At 43.2% G+C, this 15,056-nt stretch carries 16 protein-coding genes; 15 read left to right on the top strand and 1 reads right to left on the bottom strand.

Annotation, left to right across the window (positions count from 1 at the left end; translation table 11 throughout):
* The first annotated feature begins 63 nt into the window (after positions 1–63).
* From AU377_RS08910 to AU377_RS08890, 5 genes are all read left to right on the top strand, one after another.
* Positions 64–567 (top strand): ubiquinol-cytochrome c reductase iron-sulfur subunit, encoded by a 504-nt coding sequence (locus AU377_RS08910; RefSeq protein ID WP_172794042.1) that lies wholly within the window; start codon positions 64–66, stop codon positions 565–567.
* A 22-nt stretch (positions 568–589) separates the two neighbouring features.
* Positions 590–1,264: a menaquinol-cytochrome c reductase cytochrome b subunit gene (gene qcrB, locus AU377_RS08905; protein WP_067407079.1), complete on the top strand. Its 675-nt coding sequence runs from the start codon at positions 590–592 to the stop codon at positions 1,262–1,264.
* Between the two features lie 79 nt (positions 1,265–1,343).
* Complete coding sequence (locus AU377_RS08900; protein WP_067407077.1) at positions 1,344–2,105, top strand: menaquinol-cytochrome c reductase cytochrome b/c subunit; 762 nt, start codon at positions 1,344–1,346, stop codon at positions 2,103–2,105.
* 142 nt (positions 2,106–2,247) lie between these two features.
* The gene (locus tag AU377_RS08895) at positions 2,248–2,805 is read left to right on the top strand and encodes a DUF1405 domain-containing protein (protein WP_067407266.1); all 558 of its coding nucleotides are present in this window, start codon (positions 2,248–2,250) and stop codon (positions 2,803–2,805) included.
* Positions 2,806–2,950: 145 nt separating this feature from the next.
* The gene (locus AU377_RS08890) at positions 2,951–3,619 is read left to right on the top strand and encodes a zinc metallopeptidase (protein WP_067407075.1); all 669 of its coding nucleotides are present in this window, start codon (positions 2,951–2,953) and stop codon (positions 3,617–3,619) included.
* A gap of 58 nt (positions 3,620–3,677) precedes the next feature.
* On the opposite strand, the gene AU377_RS08885 is transcribed toward AU377_RS08890, so the two are convergent.
* Positions 3,678–4,550 (bottom strand): YitT family protein, encoded by an 873-nt coding sequence (locus AU377_RS08885; protein WP_067407070.1) that lies wholly within the window; start codon positions 4,548–4,550, stop codon positions 3,678–3,680.
* Between the two features lie 105 nt (positions 4,551–4,655).
* Here AU377_RS08885 and AU377_RS08880 point away from each other — a divergent pair, with 105 nt between their 5' ends.
* From AU377_RS08880 to AU377_RS08835, 10 genes are all read left to right on the top strand, one after another.
* Positions 4,656–4,982: a nucleotide pyrophosphohydrolase gene (locus tag AU377_RS08880; RefSeq protein WP_067407068.1), complete on the top strand. Its 327-nt coding sequence runs from the start codon at positions 4,656–4,658 to the stop codon at positions 4,980–4,982.
* An 11-nt stretch (positions 4,983–4,993) separates the two neighbouring features.
* Positions 4,994–5,794 (top strand): 4-hydroxy-tetrahydrodipicolinate reductase, encoded by an 801-nt coding sequence (dapB, locus tag AU377_RS08875; protein ID WP_067407066.1) that lies wholly within the window; start codon positions 4,994–4,996, stop codon positions 5,792–5,794.
* Between the two features lie 32 nt (positions 5,795–5,826).
* Positions 5,827–6,960 (top strand): N-acetyl-alpha-D-glucosaminyl L-malate synthase BshA, encoded by a 1,134-nt coding sequence (bshA, locus tag AU377_RS08870; protein ID WP_067407064.1) that lies wholly within the window; start codon positions 5,827–5,829, stop codon positions 6,958–6,960.
* A complete protein-coding gene (locus AU377_RS08865) occupies positions 6,957–8,147 on the top strand; it encodes a CCA tRNA nucleotidyltransferase (RefSeq protein WP_067407062.1) in 1,191 nt (396 codons plus the stop codon). Before bshA ends, AU377_RS08865 begins: the two co-directional genes overlap by 4 nt.
* Positions 8,125–9,111 (top strand): biotin--[acetyl-CoA-carboxylase] ligase, encoded by a 987-nt coding sequence (locus AU377_RS08860; RefSeq protein ID WP_067407059.1) that lies wholly within the window; start codon positions 8,125–8,127, stop codon positions 9,109–9,111. Before AU377_RS08865 ends, AU377_RS08860 begins: the two co-directional genes overlap by 23 nt.
* 248 nt (positions 9,112–9,359) lie before the next feature.
* Positions 9,360–10,205 carry a 3-methyl-2-oxobutanoate hydroxymethyltransferase gene (panB, locus tag AU377_RS08855; RefSeq protein ID WP_067407057.1) on the top strand — a complete coding sequence of 282 codons (846 nt, stop codon included), beginning with the start codon at positions 9,360–9,362 and terminating at the stop codon, positions 10,203–10,205.
* A 10-nt stretch (positions 10,206–10,215) separates the two neighbouring features.
* Positions 10,216–11,082, top strand: coding sequence for a pantoate--beta-alanine ligase (gene panC / locus AU377_RS08850; RefSeq protein ID WP_067407264.1), 867 nt, complete (start codon positions 10,216–10,218; stop codon positions 11,080–11,082).
* Positions 11,070–11,450 carry an aspartate 1-decarboxylase gene (panD, locus tag AU377_RS08845; protein ID WP_067407054.1) on the top strand — a complete coding sequence of 127 codons (381 nt, stop codon included), beginning with the start codon at positions 11,070–11,072 and terminating at the stop codon, positions 11,448–11,450. Before panC ends, panD begins: the two co-directional genes overlap by 13 nt.
* Positions 11,451–11,723: 273 nt before the next feature.
* Positions 11,724–14,510 (top strand): ATP-dependent DNA helicase DinG, encoded by a 2,787-nt coding sequence (gene dinG / locus AU377_RS08840; RefSeq protein WP_067407051.1) that lies wholly within the window; start codon positions 11,724–11,726, stop codon positions 14,508–14,510.
* Between the two features lie 63 nt (positions 14,511–14,573).
* Positions 14,574–15,053 carry a DUF5590 domain-containing protein gene (locus tag AU377_RS08835; RefSeq protein ID WP_067407048.1) on the top strand — a complete coding sequence of 160 codons (480 nt, stop codon included), beginning with the start codon at positions 14,574–14,576 and terminating at the stop codon, positions 15,051–15,053.
* Positions 15,054–15,056 lie beyond the last annotated feature (3 nt).

Below are 15,056 nucleotides of genomic sequence, written 5' to 3'. Positions count from 1 at the left end.
ATTACAATTTGCAATATTATGTCCGTTCCGTTGGACTGAACTTAAGTAGGGGGAGGGAAATTGATGAGCAAGAAAGTGACAAGGCGCCAATTTTTAAGTTATGCACTGATGGGAACCGGTGGATTTATGGCTTCTGCGATGCTAATGCCAATGGTTCGCTTTGCAATAGATCCCGTATTGCAAGCGGGTGGTGAGGGAGAATTCATTCCAACACCTCAAAAAGTGGATGACTTAACAGCAACGCCAATTCGTGTCGACTTTACAGTTAAAGATCGAAAAGATGGATGGTATAAGTCGGATGTTTCGAATACTGCCTGGGTCTTTAAAGAAGGCGACGAAATTATTGCGTTTTCACCGGTTTGTAAACACCTTGGTTGTACAGTGAGCTGGGAAGGGGATCCTGCGCATAAAAATGAATTCTTCTGCCCATGCCATAATGGTCGCTACGAGAAAAACGGTAAAAATATCCCAGGATCACCGCCATTGGGTCCACTTGATCAATTTGAAGTGAAGGTAGAAGGCGGCTATGTCTACCTTGGAAAAACGATACCGAACACATTAGTTTAAAATGTAAGGGGGTACGACAAACATGCTTAACAAAATTTATGATTGGGTTGATGAACGGTTGGACGTCACACCAATTTGGCGTGACATTGCTGACCACGAAGTGCCTGAACACGTAAACCCTGCGCATCATTTTTCTGCATTCATTTATTGTTTCGGAGGATTGACGTTTTTTGTCACAGTCATCCAAATTTTATCCGGGATGTTCTTGACGATGTACTATACGCCGGATATTGAAAATGCATGGAAATCCGTTTACTATCTTCAAAACGAAGTAGCATTTGGTGAAATTGTGCGTGGGATGCACCATTGGGGGGCATCACTGGTCATCGTTATGATGTTCCTACATACTTTACGTGTTTTCTTCACGGGTGCTTATAAGAAACCTCGTGAACTTAACTGGGTAGTTGGGGTTCTTATTTTCATTGTGATGCTTGGGCTTGGATTCACGGGCTACCTATTGCCTTGGGATATGAAAGCGCTATTCGCAACAAAAGTAGGAATCGAAATTGCAGCTTCAGTTCCATTTATTGGTGAATCTATCAAGATCCTACTTGCTGGAGATTCAACAATTCTTGGTGCTCAAACATTGACACGCTTCTTCGCGATTCATGTATTCTTCCTGCCAGCTGCTTTGCTTGGGTTGCTTGCGGCTCACTTTATCATGATCAGAAGACAAGGTATTGCTGGACCTCTATAATACTGGATTGCGGAAAGTAGACAACTATTTTTCCAATGAAGGTTTGAGGAACTCAAGACATTTATAAGGAGGGAACAATATGCAACGCGGAAAAGGGATGAAATTTGTCGGCGACTCGCGGATTAAGGCTGAAAATAAAATGCCGAACGTCCCGAAAGACTACTCTGAATACCCGGGTAAAACGGAAGCGTTTTGGCCAAACTTCTTATTGAAGGAATGGATGGTCGGTGCTGTATTCCTAATCGGTTACTTAATTTTAACAGTTGCACACCCGTCACCGCTTGAACGTCAGGCGGATCCTACAGACACAATGTATACACCGGTTCCGGACTGGTACTTCCTTTCTATGTACCAGTTACTAAAATATGAATTTGCTTCAGGTCCATGGAATATCGTTGGGGCAATTATTATGCCAGGACTAGCAATTGGTGCGTTGATGCTTGTTCCATTTATGGACACATCGAAAGAGCGCAAACCGATCAAGCGTCCGCTTCCGACTGCTTTTATGCTTCTAGCATTTGCAGCGCTATTCTATTTAACATGGGAGTCTGTTGTCAATCATGACTGGGAAAAACAAAAAGCATTGGGTGCAATTGTTGAAGAAGTTCAGTTCGACCCGAATTCAGAAGGTTATCAGATTTATGCTGAATCATCCTGTATTGGATGTCACGGGGATGCATTCCAAGGCGGTTTGGGTAAACCACTTGCTAACACAGGCTTAGCAGCTGAGGAAATTGAAACGATTGTCCATGATGGGGTTGGCGACATGCCGGCAGGTACTTGGACAGGTTCTGATGAAGATTTGAAAGTTCTTGCCGAATTCCTAGCAGAATTGAAATAATTCCATTAAAAAAGAGTCAGAAACCTGACTCTTTTTTGCGTGTTTTTCACATACTGAACAATATACAAAACTGAACGTCTGTCTGGAGAGATGCCGATTGGGAGCCTTATTACAAAAAGTTTGGTTTTACTTATCACATAAAATGTTTCTATGGATATTATTATATGTTAACTTGCTTGGTACTGTTTATGGCTATTACTGGTACAAATGGCAGCTCGTTCGAACAGAACCAAAGTTTTGGATTTTTGTTCCGGATAGCCCAACAGCCAGTCTATTTTTTACAATTGCTGTGCTCGGCTGGATCATTGGTAGAAACTTCAAGTTAGTAGAAGCACTGGCGCTTATTACACTTGTGAAATATGGGCTTTGGGCAGTCGTTATGAACTTATTGACACTGATTGAAACGGGGGATATCGGCTGGGTCGGCTGGATGCTTGTTGGCTCCCATTTTGCGATGGCGGTTCAGGCAGTTCTATATAGTCCGCTATACAAATTTGGAAAAATACATATTGTGATCGCTGGTATTTGGACGCTGCATAATGATGTCATCGATTATGTTTTCGGTCAAATGCCGATTTATCATAACTTGATGAAATATATGGCGCAAATTGGCTATTTCACGTTCTGGCTTTCGATTGGCTGTATTGTGCTTGCTTATGTTCTTTATAAAAAAAGAATAAAGCGATCTGCCTTTGCATAAATGTAATTTGCTGCAACTTTTTGGTCAAGCATCCGTCCTAGTTAGCAGTAACGATATCCACATTGAATGGTTACAGTCGTAAAGGTTGCGGGGAACGCTAGTTCATTATAAAATACTCATATAGAAAAAAGGGGAGGATAAGTGAATGTTTTGGATTTATTTAGCTGCAATTATCGTATTGCCGCTATATGCTCAGTTTAAAGTAAAAAGAACTTACAACAAATACTCAAAAGTCCGTTCGACTTCTGGTATGACTGGTGCAGAAGTTGCACGTTTGATTCTTGATCAGAACGGTCTGCACGATGTTAAAGTCATAGAGAGCCAGGGGTTTTTGAGCGACCATTACAACCCGCTCACGAAAGTCGTCGCATTATCTCCACATAATTACCACGAGGCGTCTGTTGCGGGTACTGCAGTTGCGGCGCATGAAGTGGGCCATGCCATTCAAGACAAAGAAGCGTATTCTTTTTTGCGTTTCCGTCACCGACTTGCGCCTGCGGCAAATATTACGTCGAACGCATCATGGATCTTCATCATGGCCGGGCTTTTTTTCTCAAGCTTAAACTCTTTGCTAGGCATTGGGATTTTATTAATGGCGGTGGGTGTGCTATTCCAAATTGTAACGCTGCCAGTTGAATTTAACGCTTCAACACGTGCAATGAACCAAATTGTCGCGCACGGCATCATTCGCAATGAAGAAGAACCGCATGCGAAAAAAGTATTGAGCGCAGCAGCAATGACTTACGTTGCAGCAGCTACAGTAGCGGTGCTAGAACTTGTTCGTCTGATTTTTATCTTTACGAATAGAGAATAGTAAAGAAATCCGTCACTCTATTAAAAGAGGACGGATTTTTTGTTTCTGTGAAATCAAGTCAAGGTTCAATCGGGCGTTTGTCTTCATCTAATGTAAATCCTTCTCCCATTACATCATGGACATCGGTGAGTGAAACAAAGGCATGCGGATCAATCGATGTTATAATATTTTTCAGACGAATGATTTCATTTTTACCGACAACGCAGTACAAAATTTCTCGATTTTCTCTTGTATAATGGCCATAGCCTCGGAATACTGTAACACCGCGTTCCATTTCTGTTCCGATTTTAGCGGCAATCTCGTCTTGGGCATCGGAAATGATCAATGCGCCTCTCGCCGAGTACGCACCTTCTTGTACAAAGTCAATAACACGTGCACCGACGAATAATGCGACAAGCGTGTACATCATCGTCCGGTAATCGAGATAAACGAGCCAAGATAGAAGGATGACAATTGCGTCAAATAAAAACATTGTTTTCCCCATGCTCCAACCGATGTACTTTTGGGCAAGTCGTGCGATAATATCTACACCGCCTGTTGTGCCGCCGGATCTAAAAATAATGCCAAGGCCAACGCCTATAAATACACCCGCGAATAGGGCGACGAGGAATAAATCGTCCTCCAGATGAATGTTCACTTCATATTTCATAAATATTTTAATGAACACGGATACAGCCACGGTTCCAACAATTGTATAGATGAAAACACGTTTCCCTAATAGCTTCCAACCAATGATAAACATCGGAATATTCAAAACGAGGTTCATAATGGCTGGATCCCAATTAAAAGCAAATAGTAAAATGAGCGTAATGCCTGTGAACCCACCGTCAGCGAGTTCGTGTTGAATAGTAAAATTAACAAGACCAAAACTAAATAATGCGGCGCCTATAATAATCCAAAAGATATTACGGATTTTAATACCGTCCAGCATACGATACCTCCTTGTCATAACAAACTAACATGGCTATTATGGGCTATAATATTTATTTTGACAATAGTTAGGTAAATCAATACGATAAGAAAGGAAGTCATTCAATTGACGGAATCAAAATCATTGGAGAGTCTGCAACAAGAAGTGCATGCATACATAAGCAGTTTTAAGGAGGGCTATTTTCCTCCGATGGAATTGATGGCTCGGCTAACAGAAGAGCTTGGTGAATTAGCAAGAGAAGTGCAGCATGTTTATGGCATGAAAAAGAAAAAATCGACAGAAGAAATAAGTACACTTGAAGAAGAAACAGGAGATTTATTGTTTGTACTTATTTGCTTTGCGAATTCGCAAGGAATTAGCTTGGAAAATGCGCTCTCCACTGTCTTGTCAAAATTTAAAGAACGAGACGCAGATCGATGGACGAAAAAATAGGGGGAAATGACATGACAATCAAAGTAGCAATTGCTGGTGCGCGCGGTCGTTTAGGCAACGCAGCTTTACAAGGCATTACAGAAATGCATGATATGGAAGTCGTCGCGGCATTCGACTATAAACATGGCGGTCTCTTTTTACACGATACTGTTATTAACGAAGAGCCAGGCGGCATTCCTTTTTATACATGCTTTGCGACAATGGTTGCTGAAACGGAGCCCGATGTTCTGTTGGACGTGACAGATCCGGATGCTGTGTTCAATAATGCCAAGCAAGCGATCGAACATGGCGTTCGTCCGGTCATCGGCACATCAGGTATTTCGAATGAAAGTCTCGCAACGTTAGAAGAGCTTGCACATGCAAGACAAGTAGGAACCATCATTGCACCGAACTTTTCAATTGGTGCCGTATTAATGATGAAGTTTTCCGCTATGGCGGCTCGTTATTTAGGGGATGTGGAAATTCTTGAAATGCATCATGATCGTAAATTAGATGCACCATCCGGAACAGCTGTCAAAACGGCAGAAATGATTCAAGCCGTTCGGGCAGCGCATGTACAAGGCCATCCGGAAGAGCAGGAAATCATTCCAGGCGCGCGCGGTGCAGATATAGAGGGGATGAAAATCCATAGCATCCGATTGCCGGGTCTTCTCGCACATCAGGAAGTGCTGTTAGGCGGAGAAGGCGAGTTATTAAGCATTCGACATGACACGATGGATCGTAAAAGTTTTATTCCGGGCATTACTTTAGCCATTCGGGAAGTGATGAATCGCAATGATTTTGTATACGGTTTAGAAAAAATTATCGACTAAAAACAAAGCCTCGGTTGAAAGGGATGTTGTGATTGGAAAAATTGAAAGTCGGTGTCATTTGCTATCCCTCACTGGGCGGCTCGGGAGTTGTTGCGACTGAGCTAGGGAAGAAGATGGCGAAAAAAGGGCATGAAATACATTTTATAGCGTCAGATAAGCCTTTTCGGTTGGAGGAATCCCATTCAAACATCCATTTCCACGAAGTAAAAATTGATGCATATGCCGTCTTTAAGTATCCGCCCTATGACATCGCGCTTGCGAATCGCATTGCCGGGGTCATAGAACAAGAGCAGCTGGATCTTTTACATGTCCATTACGCCGTTCCGCATGCGATCTGTGCAGCGCTTGGAAAAGATATGGCCAATTCAGACATTGGGATGATTACAACGCTCCATGGAACGGACGTGACAATTCTTGGGCAGGACCCTGCACTGCGCAATACAGTCCGATATGGCATTCAAAAATCCACCCGCACAACAGCTGTTTCAGCGTCTTTGCGGGAGGAAACATTGACGACGATAAAGCCTGATAGAGAAATACTGACAATCTATAATTTTATTGACGAAGAAAAGTATCGCCCTGTTGATCCCGGAAATTTAAAAGGGGAACTAGGGATTCAAGCGGATGAAAAAGTGCTTATACATATCTCGAATTTTAGAAGTGTAAAAAGGATTCAAGATATTATTGAAAGCTTTTCAAAAATCGTGGCTGTTATGAAGGCGAAACTGTTACTCGTTGGGGAAGGGCCAAAAAAAGAGGAAATGCTTGAACTCGTTCAAAATCTTCAACTGGAGAAGGATGTAATCTTTACTGGGAAGAGGGATGATTTGCCAGAATTGCTGTCAATGAGCGATCTTATGTTTCTTCTATCCGAAAAAGAAGCATTCGGTTTAGTGCTGCTGGAAGGACTTGCCTGCGGTGTTCCCGCGATCGCGACAAATATCGGCGGCATTCCAGAAGTAATTGAGGACGGTGTGAACGGTTATCTCGTTCCATTAGGTGACACAAGTCTAGCGGCTGAACGGGCGGTTTTCTTGCTTTCAAATGAAGAGCTCTACGAACGTTTTCGAAAGAATGCTTTAGGAACGTTAAATGAGAAGTTTCATTCTTCGGTCATTGTCGAGCAATACGAACAACTTTACTATGAAGTGGCGGGAAAGAAATGACAGTGTTTTTTGGAAGCCATGCGAGTCAGAAAGTGATTCAGTCCCTTGAGCAAGCGGGTTTTGAAGCGGTGTACGTTGGCGGTGCGGTGCGGGATTATGTGCTTGGAAAAGAAGCGACGGATATCGACATTGCAACGTCTGCCGAACCGCAAGAAGTAAAGAAAGTTTTTTCCTCGACAGTCGATGTGGGCATTGACCATGGAACGGTTCTTGTCCTGTTAGACGGTGAGTCGATCGAAGTGACGACTTACCGGACGGAAGGGACCTATTCAGACAATCGTCGACCAGACACTGTACAATTTGTAAAAACGCTGAAGGAAGACTTGCGCCGCCGTGATTTTACGATGAATGCCTTGGCAATGACGAAAGACGGTACGTTCATTGATCCTTTTGGCGGAAAACAAGATATTCAGGCGCAAACGATACGGGCAGTCGGCATGGCTTCCGAGCGTTTCCAAGAAGATGCCCTACGGATGCTTCGCGGAATTCGCTTCGTCTCTACTTTAGGTTTTGAGATAGAAGCTGAAACATTCAATGCGATTGCTGCAAACGGACACTTGCTTCGAAACGTTTCGATCGAGCGGGTGAAAGCAGAAATGGATAAGCTTTTTATGGGTATTACGCCGTTAGCAGCTTTGCAATACTTTGAAGATACGCGGTTGGGGAACTATTTGCCGCTGTTTCCAGATGAAGCGGTACGGCTTAAACAGGCGATTCCATTTGTAAGTGCAATGGAAGGGTGGGCCGGCTTGATGCTTGCTGGACCATTTAAGCCGCTTGAAGTAGCGAGGGCATTTAAACTTTCAAGGACTGAACGGCAATTTTTAAAAGACGTTCATACGGCTTATCAAACACGAAAAATGCGAACGTATTCAATAGATGATTATTATCAATCGAGCCTCGAAGTGCTATTTGCGACTGAGAAATTATTTGCCGCACTGAACCCAAAGGAAACGACTGTAGGGCCCGGGGAACTGGTAAAACGAAAAAAGCAATTGCCGATCCAATCAAAAGAGCAACTGGCAGTTTCCGGCCGTGACTTAATACAATGGGCGGAGACAAAAGGCGGAAAATGGACGAGTGACTGGTTGACAAAAGTGGAATATGCTGTGCTGCATCAGAACTGTATAAATGAACGCAGCGCGATAAAGGAATGGTTTCTACATGAGTTTAAATGTCAAAAGTAAATTGTTGAAAAAGCTCTTTGAAGCAAAAGGGGAGCCGGTTTCCGGTCAAGATCTCGCCGATCAATTCGGAATGTCCCGAACAGCTATTTGGAAACATATTAAGGACCTAGAAAAGGACGGTTATGAAATTGGGACGGTACGGAAAAAAGGCTATTATTTAATTGAAACGCCGGATCTCGTGAACGAGGCGAATATTCAAAAGTACTTAATGGCGAAAAAATATGGCCGTCGTATTCGTTATGTCGATAGCTGCCCATCTACGCAGCCAATTGCGCTTGAGGAAGAACAAAATGGCGCACCTGATGGCATGATCGTCGTTGCCGAAGAACAAACGGCAGGAAAAGGCCGAATGATGCGGCCTTGGAGTTCTGCCAGCGGTAAAGGCATTTGGATGAGTGTCATTTGCAGACCGCATCTTATGCCTCAGCAAGCACCACAGATGACGCTTGTTGCAGCAGTTGCTGTGACGCGGGCAATCGAAGAGATTACAGGTTTGGAGCCGACAATTAAATGGCCGAATGACCTATTGATCGATGGTAAAAAAATAACGGGCATTTTAACAGAATTGCAAGCCGACCCGGATCGTGTGAAAGCGGTCATTTTAGGGATCGGCATTAATGTGAATCATGAGGAAAGTGACTTTCCGGAAGAATTGCAAACAATTGCGACGTCATTAAAAATTGCTTCCGGTCAACAAGTAAATCGTGCCCAATTAATCGCCAAAATTGCTGATTATTTAGAGCTCTATATTTCCATGTATGAAAAAAGTGGATTTGAGCCGATCAAGCTCGTTTGGGAAAGTTACTCCAATACAATTGGAAAAAGAATTCGGGCTGTGCTGCTCAATGAAACGATTGAAGGAACCGCGCTCGGTATTTCGGACGAAGGTGTATTGGAGCTAAGACTTGATGACGGTTCGATTCGTGGCATTTTTTCTGCAGATATTGAATTACCGAAAGACTGAAAACTCTATACAGGGGACTCGGCTTTTGTTATAGTATTCCCAGAGGGCGGTATCTTAGGAACTGCACCGATTCATTCGCATGATAATTGAATATGAGTCCGATAAGATCTGCCTTGATCTTTTTACAGACAGGGACGGAGGAAACCATTTAATATGACATTACACAACCCTTCTGTCCAAACTCGGAAAATGAAGGGTTTTTTGATTGAAATAAACGGTTTTCTCCCCAAAGAAGGGAGCAAAAAACAGTGAAGAGTACAGTCGATTTTATGAAAATGAAACAAGCAGGTGAAAAAATTGCGATGGTCACCGCCTATGATTATCCGTCTGCAAAGCTTGCGGAGGAGGCGGGTGTAGACATCATTCTCGTCGGTGATTCACTCGGCATGGTCGTTTTAGGGTATGAATCAACGACATCTGTTACGATGGCGGATATGATTCATCACGGAAAAGCGACGGTAAGGGGAGCGAGAGATACATTTGTCGTTGTCGATATGCCATTCGGCACTTATCACGGCTCTAATGATACAGCACTTCAAGAGGCGGTTCGTTTATACCAGGAAACCGGCGCACAGGCTGTTAAAGTGGAAGGCGCAGGACGAGTCATTGATAAGATTGAGCTGTTTACAGAGGCCGGTATACCCGTCGTTGCGCATTTAGGATTATTGCCGCAATCCGCAGCTGTTCTTGGCGGCTACAAAGTGCAAGGGAAAACGGCTGCGGCCGCCAAGCAGTTGATTGCAGATGCGAGAAGCTGTGAAGCTGCCGGTGCGATGATGATTGTTGTCGAATGCATTCCTTATCAACTTGCAAAAGAAGTGACAGCAGCGGTTTCGATTCCGATTATCGGCATTGGAGCGGGTAGCGAAACAGACGGACAAGTGCTTGTGTTTCACGATGTGCTCGAATACGGAAGTCACCATATTCCGAAATTCGTCGAATCGTACGCTGCGGTCGGTACAAGTATCGTCAACGGCTTATCGTCTTATGTTGGTGCAGTGAAGGATCGTTCATTTCCAGCGGAACAGCACCGCTTTACGATGAAGGAAGAGGAATTAGTCAGCTTGTATGGGGGAAATGACAATGGTCGCTAATGAAAAAGAGATGGTGATTGTTCATTCTGTTGGAGAACTTCGGGAAGCGATTGCCACACGAAAAAGGGATGGTCAAAAAACAGTCGGATTTGTACCGACGATGGGTTTTTTGCACGAAGGCCATATAGCACTCGCTGAAAATGCGAGAAAGCAAAATGATCTAGTCGTGATGAGCATTTTCGTCAATCCGACACAGTTTGGACCGGGAGAAGACTTTGAAGCGTATCCACGTGATGAACAACGTGACATTCAGCTAGCGCGTGAAGCTGGTGTCGATATTCTGTTTATGCCAACACCTGAAGAAATGTACCCGCATGACGGCGGGATTCGGATTTTACCGGGGCCGCAAGCGAAAGTGCTTTGCGGAGCATCGCGTCCGACTCATTTTGACGGTGTTTTGCAAGTCATTTTGAAGCTGTTTAATATGGTCGATCCAGATCGTGCTTATTTCGGATTAAAAGATGCCCAACAGCTGGCGATTATTGAAACATTCGTCCGCGATTTTAACTTCCGAACAAAAATTGTACGTGTTGAAACGGTGCGGGAAAGCGATGGTCTTGCGAAAAGCTCAAGAAATGTCAACTTATCGCCAGAAGAGCGTAAGGAAGCACCTGCTATTCGTCAAGCTTTGAGCAGGGGGGCGGAATTGTTTCAAAGCGGTCAATCCGCAACTGATGTGGAACAGGCAGTCGCAAACTATATTACGGAACAGACATCGGGGCAAATTGATTATGTAACGATGCTTACTTATCCTGAACTAGCAACTGATGACGGCAAGGCGACGGAAATGATTCTTGCCTGTGCAGTTAAATTCCAAAAGACACGATTGATTGACAATATTTTAATTCAAAAGGATGGTAAAATATGTTCAGAATGATGATGAACAGTAAACTACACCGCGCAACTGTCACGGAAGCGGATCTAAACTACGTAGGAAGCATTACGATCGACAGCGATTTGCTCGACGCAGCAGGCATGCTGCCGAATGAAAAAGTTCATGTCGTTAACAACAACAATGGCGCACGATTTGAAACATATATCATTGCAGGAGAACGCGGAAGCGGCGTCATTTGTGTGAATGGAGCAGCAGCTCGCCTCGTCCAGCGCGGTGATGTCGTCATTATCCTTTCCTACGTTTACATGACCGATGAAGAAGCGCGTACACACGAACCGACTGTATTGATTATGGATGAAGGCAATCAGGTGAAAGAAATTATTAAAGAAAAACCGGGGATGACTGTTTAAGGAAAGAAGCGTGTTAAAAGCTTACCCCTTTAAAAACGCTTCGGCGCTATGTGGATGCCTCCCGCCAGCGCCGAAGCGTTTTCAATGAGATCAATAATTTATATAACTCCATGTATAAAAGAAGCACCCATTTTGATTAATCCAAATCAAAATGGTTTTTTTATTACGGCGGATTCGTTTTCACGATTTTTTATCATGCTTTATTTCAAAGCTTCAGTAAGAATATGATACAATCGGCAGTAGGATGATTAACAGGAAGTTGTTGATATTACGATGAAAAATAATACATATGCGGTTGTTGATTTAGAAACGACTGGGAACTCTTCTGCAAAGGGAGATCGCATCATTCAAATCGCAATCGTTTTCATAAAAAATGGTGAAATTGCCGATGAATATGTTCGGTTTGTCAATCCGGCGAAAAAAATTCCCGCATTCATTCGCCAGTTGACGTCGATTTCGAATGAAGATGTGTGCAATGCGCCCTATTTTGAAGAAATTGCCCAAGAAGTTTTGGAGCTTTTACAAGGGACGATTTTCGTTGCACACAATACAGATTTCGATTTAAATTTTTTACAAAATGAATGGACGCGATGCGGTCTGCCAAAATGGACAGGGATGAAAATTGACACGGTTGAATTAGCGAAAATTGCTTATCCTTCTGCACAAGGCTATCGACTTCAGGATTTGGCAGATGAGCTTGCGATTTCGCTTCCATCCGCGCATCGCGCAGATGACGATGCCCGTGCAACAGCGCAGCTATTTCTAACAGGTTTTGAAAAGCTATACACGCTGCCGTACGAGACATTGGCCTTATTGCATAAGCGTTCGTTTACATTGAAATCGAATATAGCTTCACTCATTTTTAAAGCGCTGAAAAAAGTCCGCGCTTTGAATGAGCGAAAGGACTATGCGCTTTTTAGAGGGATTCCGTACAAGAAAATCCCAGCAGATCCTTCTGTCCATTTTAGAGGCTTCGATTACCCAGCAGAAGATCAGCAAAAAAAACAGTTGTTTGAAAAAGCTTTCCCAGTTTTTGAACAAAGATCTTCACAATTTCGGTATATGGATCGCGTTTGGCAAGCACTTCAGAACCACGAGGAAATCGCCGTTGAAGTGCCAACAGGTATTGGGAAAACGGTAGGCTATTTACTACCAGCAGCGATTCATTCCCTTCAAGCAAATAAACCGATCGTCATTAGCACCTACACAAACCATTTGGTGGATGAAATGATGAACGGTGAATTGGTGCGGGTCCAACAAATGCTTGGAACGAAACTAAAGGCAGTCGTCTTAAAAGGAAAAGCGCATTATATATCATTGGGGAAATTTGAAGAACTTCTTCGAATTGCGGATGAATCATACGATGAAACATTCACGATTATGCAAATACTTGTTTGGTTAACAGAAACAGCAACTGGTGATTTAGATGAGATTAACGTTTCCGGCGGCGGTCAGTTATTTGTGGATCGGATCCGGAAACGAACTACGGTATTACGGTCAGATGAACAACAAGCTGATTATTATAGTAGGCTCGTTCAGTTATGTAAACAATCCAATGTCATTATTACAAACCACGCGATGCTTTTGTCCGAAATGAACCGAGAAGAAGGTGTTCTCACTTCGGCGGCTGGCTATATTATTGACGAGGCGCATCAATTTGTCCAAGTTGCACGTCGGCATCATGAAATCGTATTTTCGTATACCAATTGGAAATATGTTATGGGGCAGCTTAGTTCCGATGGAGATGGCCAATTGCTACAAAAAATTGATGCGATCCATCGCCAATTAGAAACTGCAAATTCGGGTCATAAAGAGCAGCTACAATTTTCCTATTCATCATTTTCTCATCTTTTCGATGAGGTTATTCAGCTGTTAACAGTTGGTAACTGGGTGCATAAAGGAAAGCAAAATGGAGAACGTGTCCAATATTCTTTAGTCGAAGTGAATGGGGAGATGGACCGATTTGCACAAGTATCAAAAGCGCTATCAAATTATCTACAGTTAGCAGATGCTTATACAAAGTCACTGCACGCCCGAAAAAATGAGCTAACGAAAGATGAGCTCGCAAGGCTTGCAGAATGGGATTATTGGGTGCAAGAAATGACGATCAAAGCCGGTGAATGGATAGAGATTTTTCTGGATTTACAATCGGACAGCAATACCGCTTGGGTTGAAGTCGATCGGCGCAGCATTCCTGGCAGCTTAACAGTTTTTAAAACGCCCATTGACAGCGCCGCGATCATTCGCCAATTCATTGGAAAAATTAAAGATCATCAAGCAGGAATTATTTGGACTTCTGGTACGCTTTTGCTCCAGGACTATGACCGATTTATCGCCCGTCAGCTTGGCATCGCTGATGAGATTCCGCTCATTCAATACGAAGCACCGCCGCATTTTTATGAAGGCGCGGAAATTTATCTTGTGGAAGATATGCCGGACATTCAGAAAGTGTCGCAAAACGACTATATTGAAGCCATTGCAGATGCAATTATCAGCGTATCGCTCACCTTAAATGGCCGGCTTTTCGTCTTGTTCACTTCGCAAGATATGCTCCGAAAAACGTATGATTTAATCGTCGAAAGTGAACAGCTGAATGACTTTGCGCTCTATGCACAAGGCGTTAGCTCTGGGAGTCGAATGCGGCTATTAAAAGCATTTCGCCAACTTTCCCGGTCGATCCTCTTTGGGACGAATAGCTTCTGGGAAGGGGTGGATGTTCCTGGTGAGGCGCTAAGCGGAGTCGTTGTTGTCCGTTTGCCATTTTCGTCTCCCGATGAGCCGATCTTTAAAGCGAAAGCGGCACAGCTGACTGGGGCTGGTAAAAACTCATTTATGGAATATGCTTTACCTGAAGCGATGATGAGGCTTCGGCAAGGGTTTGGCCGCCTCGTTCGTGCGTCAACAGACAAAGGCTATTTTATTATCTTAGATCGGCGAATTGAAACAAAATCTTACGGCAAGCACTTTTTAAAATCATTGCCAAATGTTCCAATCCAAAAAGTAACACTTGAGCATATGGTGAATGATATCGAAAATTGTTATAATAATGGGGATGAATAGAAAGAGGTTCCAAAATGGCTGGGTATGAAACGATAGTTTACGAAGAACGAGGCATGCGGCACGATGTGGAATTGGATTAAATTTATAACGGTCTTCTTGTTGTCCTTAGCCTCTGTCATTACCATTCTTGTTTTTTACAATGCTTACAAACCTATTGCTACTGAAGAAGAAAAAGCAAGAGAAGTGGCAATTAAGTCAGGGCAGCTTGTGACGGTTCAGTCGACAGAAATCTTTAACGGTACGAATTCGATGGTTACCGTATTTGGGAAAGATCAAGAAGGGAACGAAAAGGCTGTCTTTGTAGGAAAAAACAAACAAGAACGGTATGATGAAGTATTATTAGCAGATGGCATCACAGCTAAAAAAGCACTAGATGTTGTTAAAAAAGAATTGGATGTTCAGAAAGTGATGCATGTCTCACTTGGGGTCATGGAAGAAGATCCCATGTGGGAAATCGCGTTTAAAAGTGGAAATGGGCAGTTGAATTACGTCTATTTATCATTTAAAAATGGACAATGGAAGAAACGGATATTAAATTTATAATGA

Origin of the sequence: Sporosarcina sp. HYO08 (genome assembly GCF_001563475.1) — a bacterium.
GTDB lineage: Bacteria > Bacillota > Bacilli > Bacillales_A > Planococcaceae > Sporosarcina.
The sequence above is the reverse complement of the archived record's forward strand: the minus strand, read 5'-3'. Positions and strand labels throughout refer to the sequence as shown.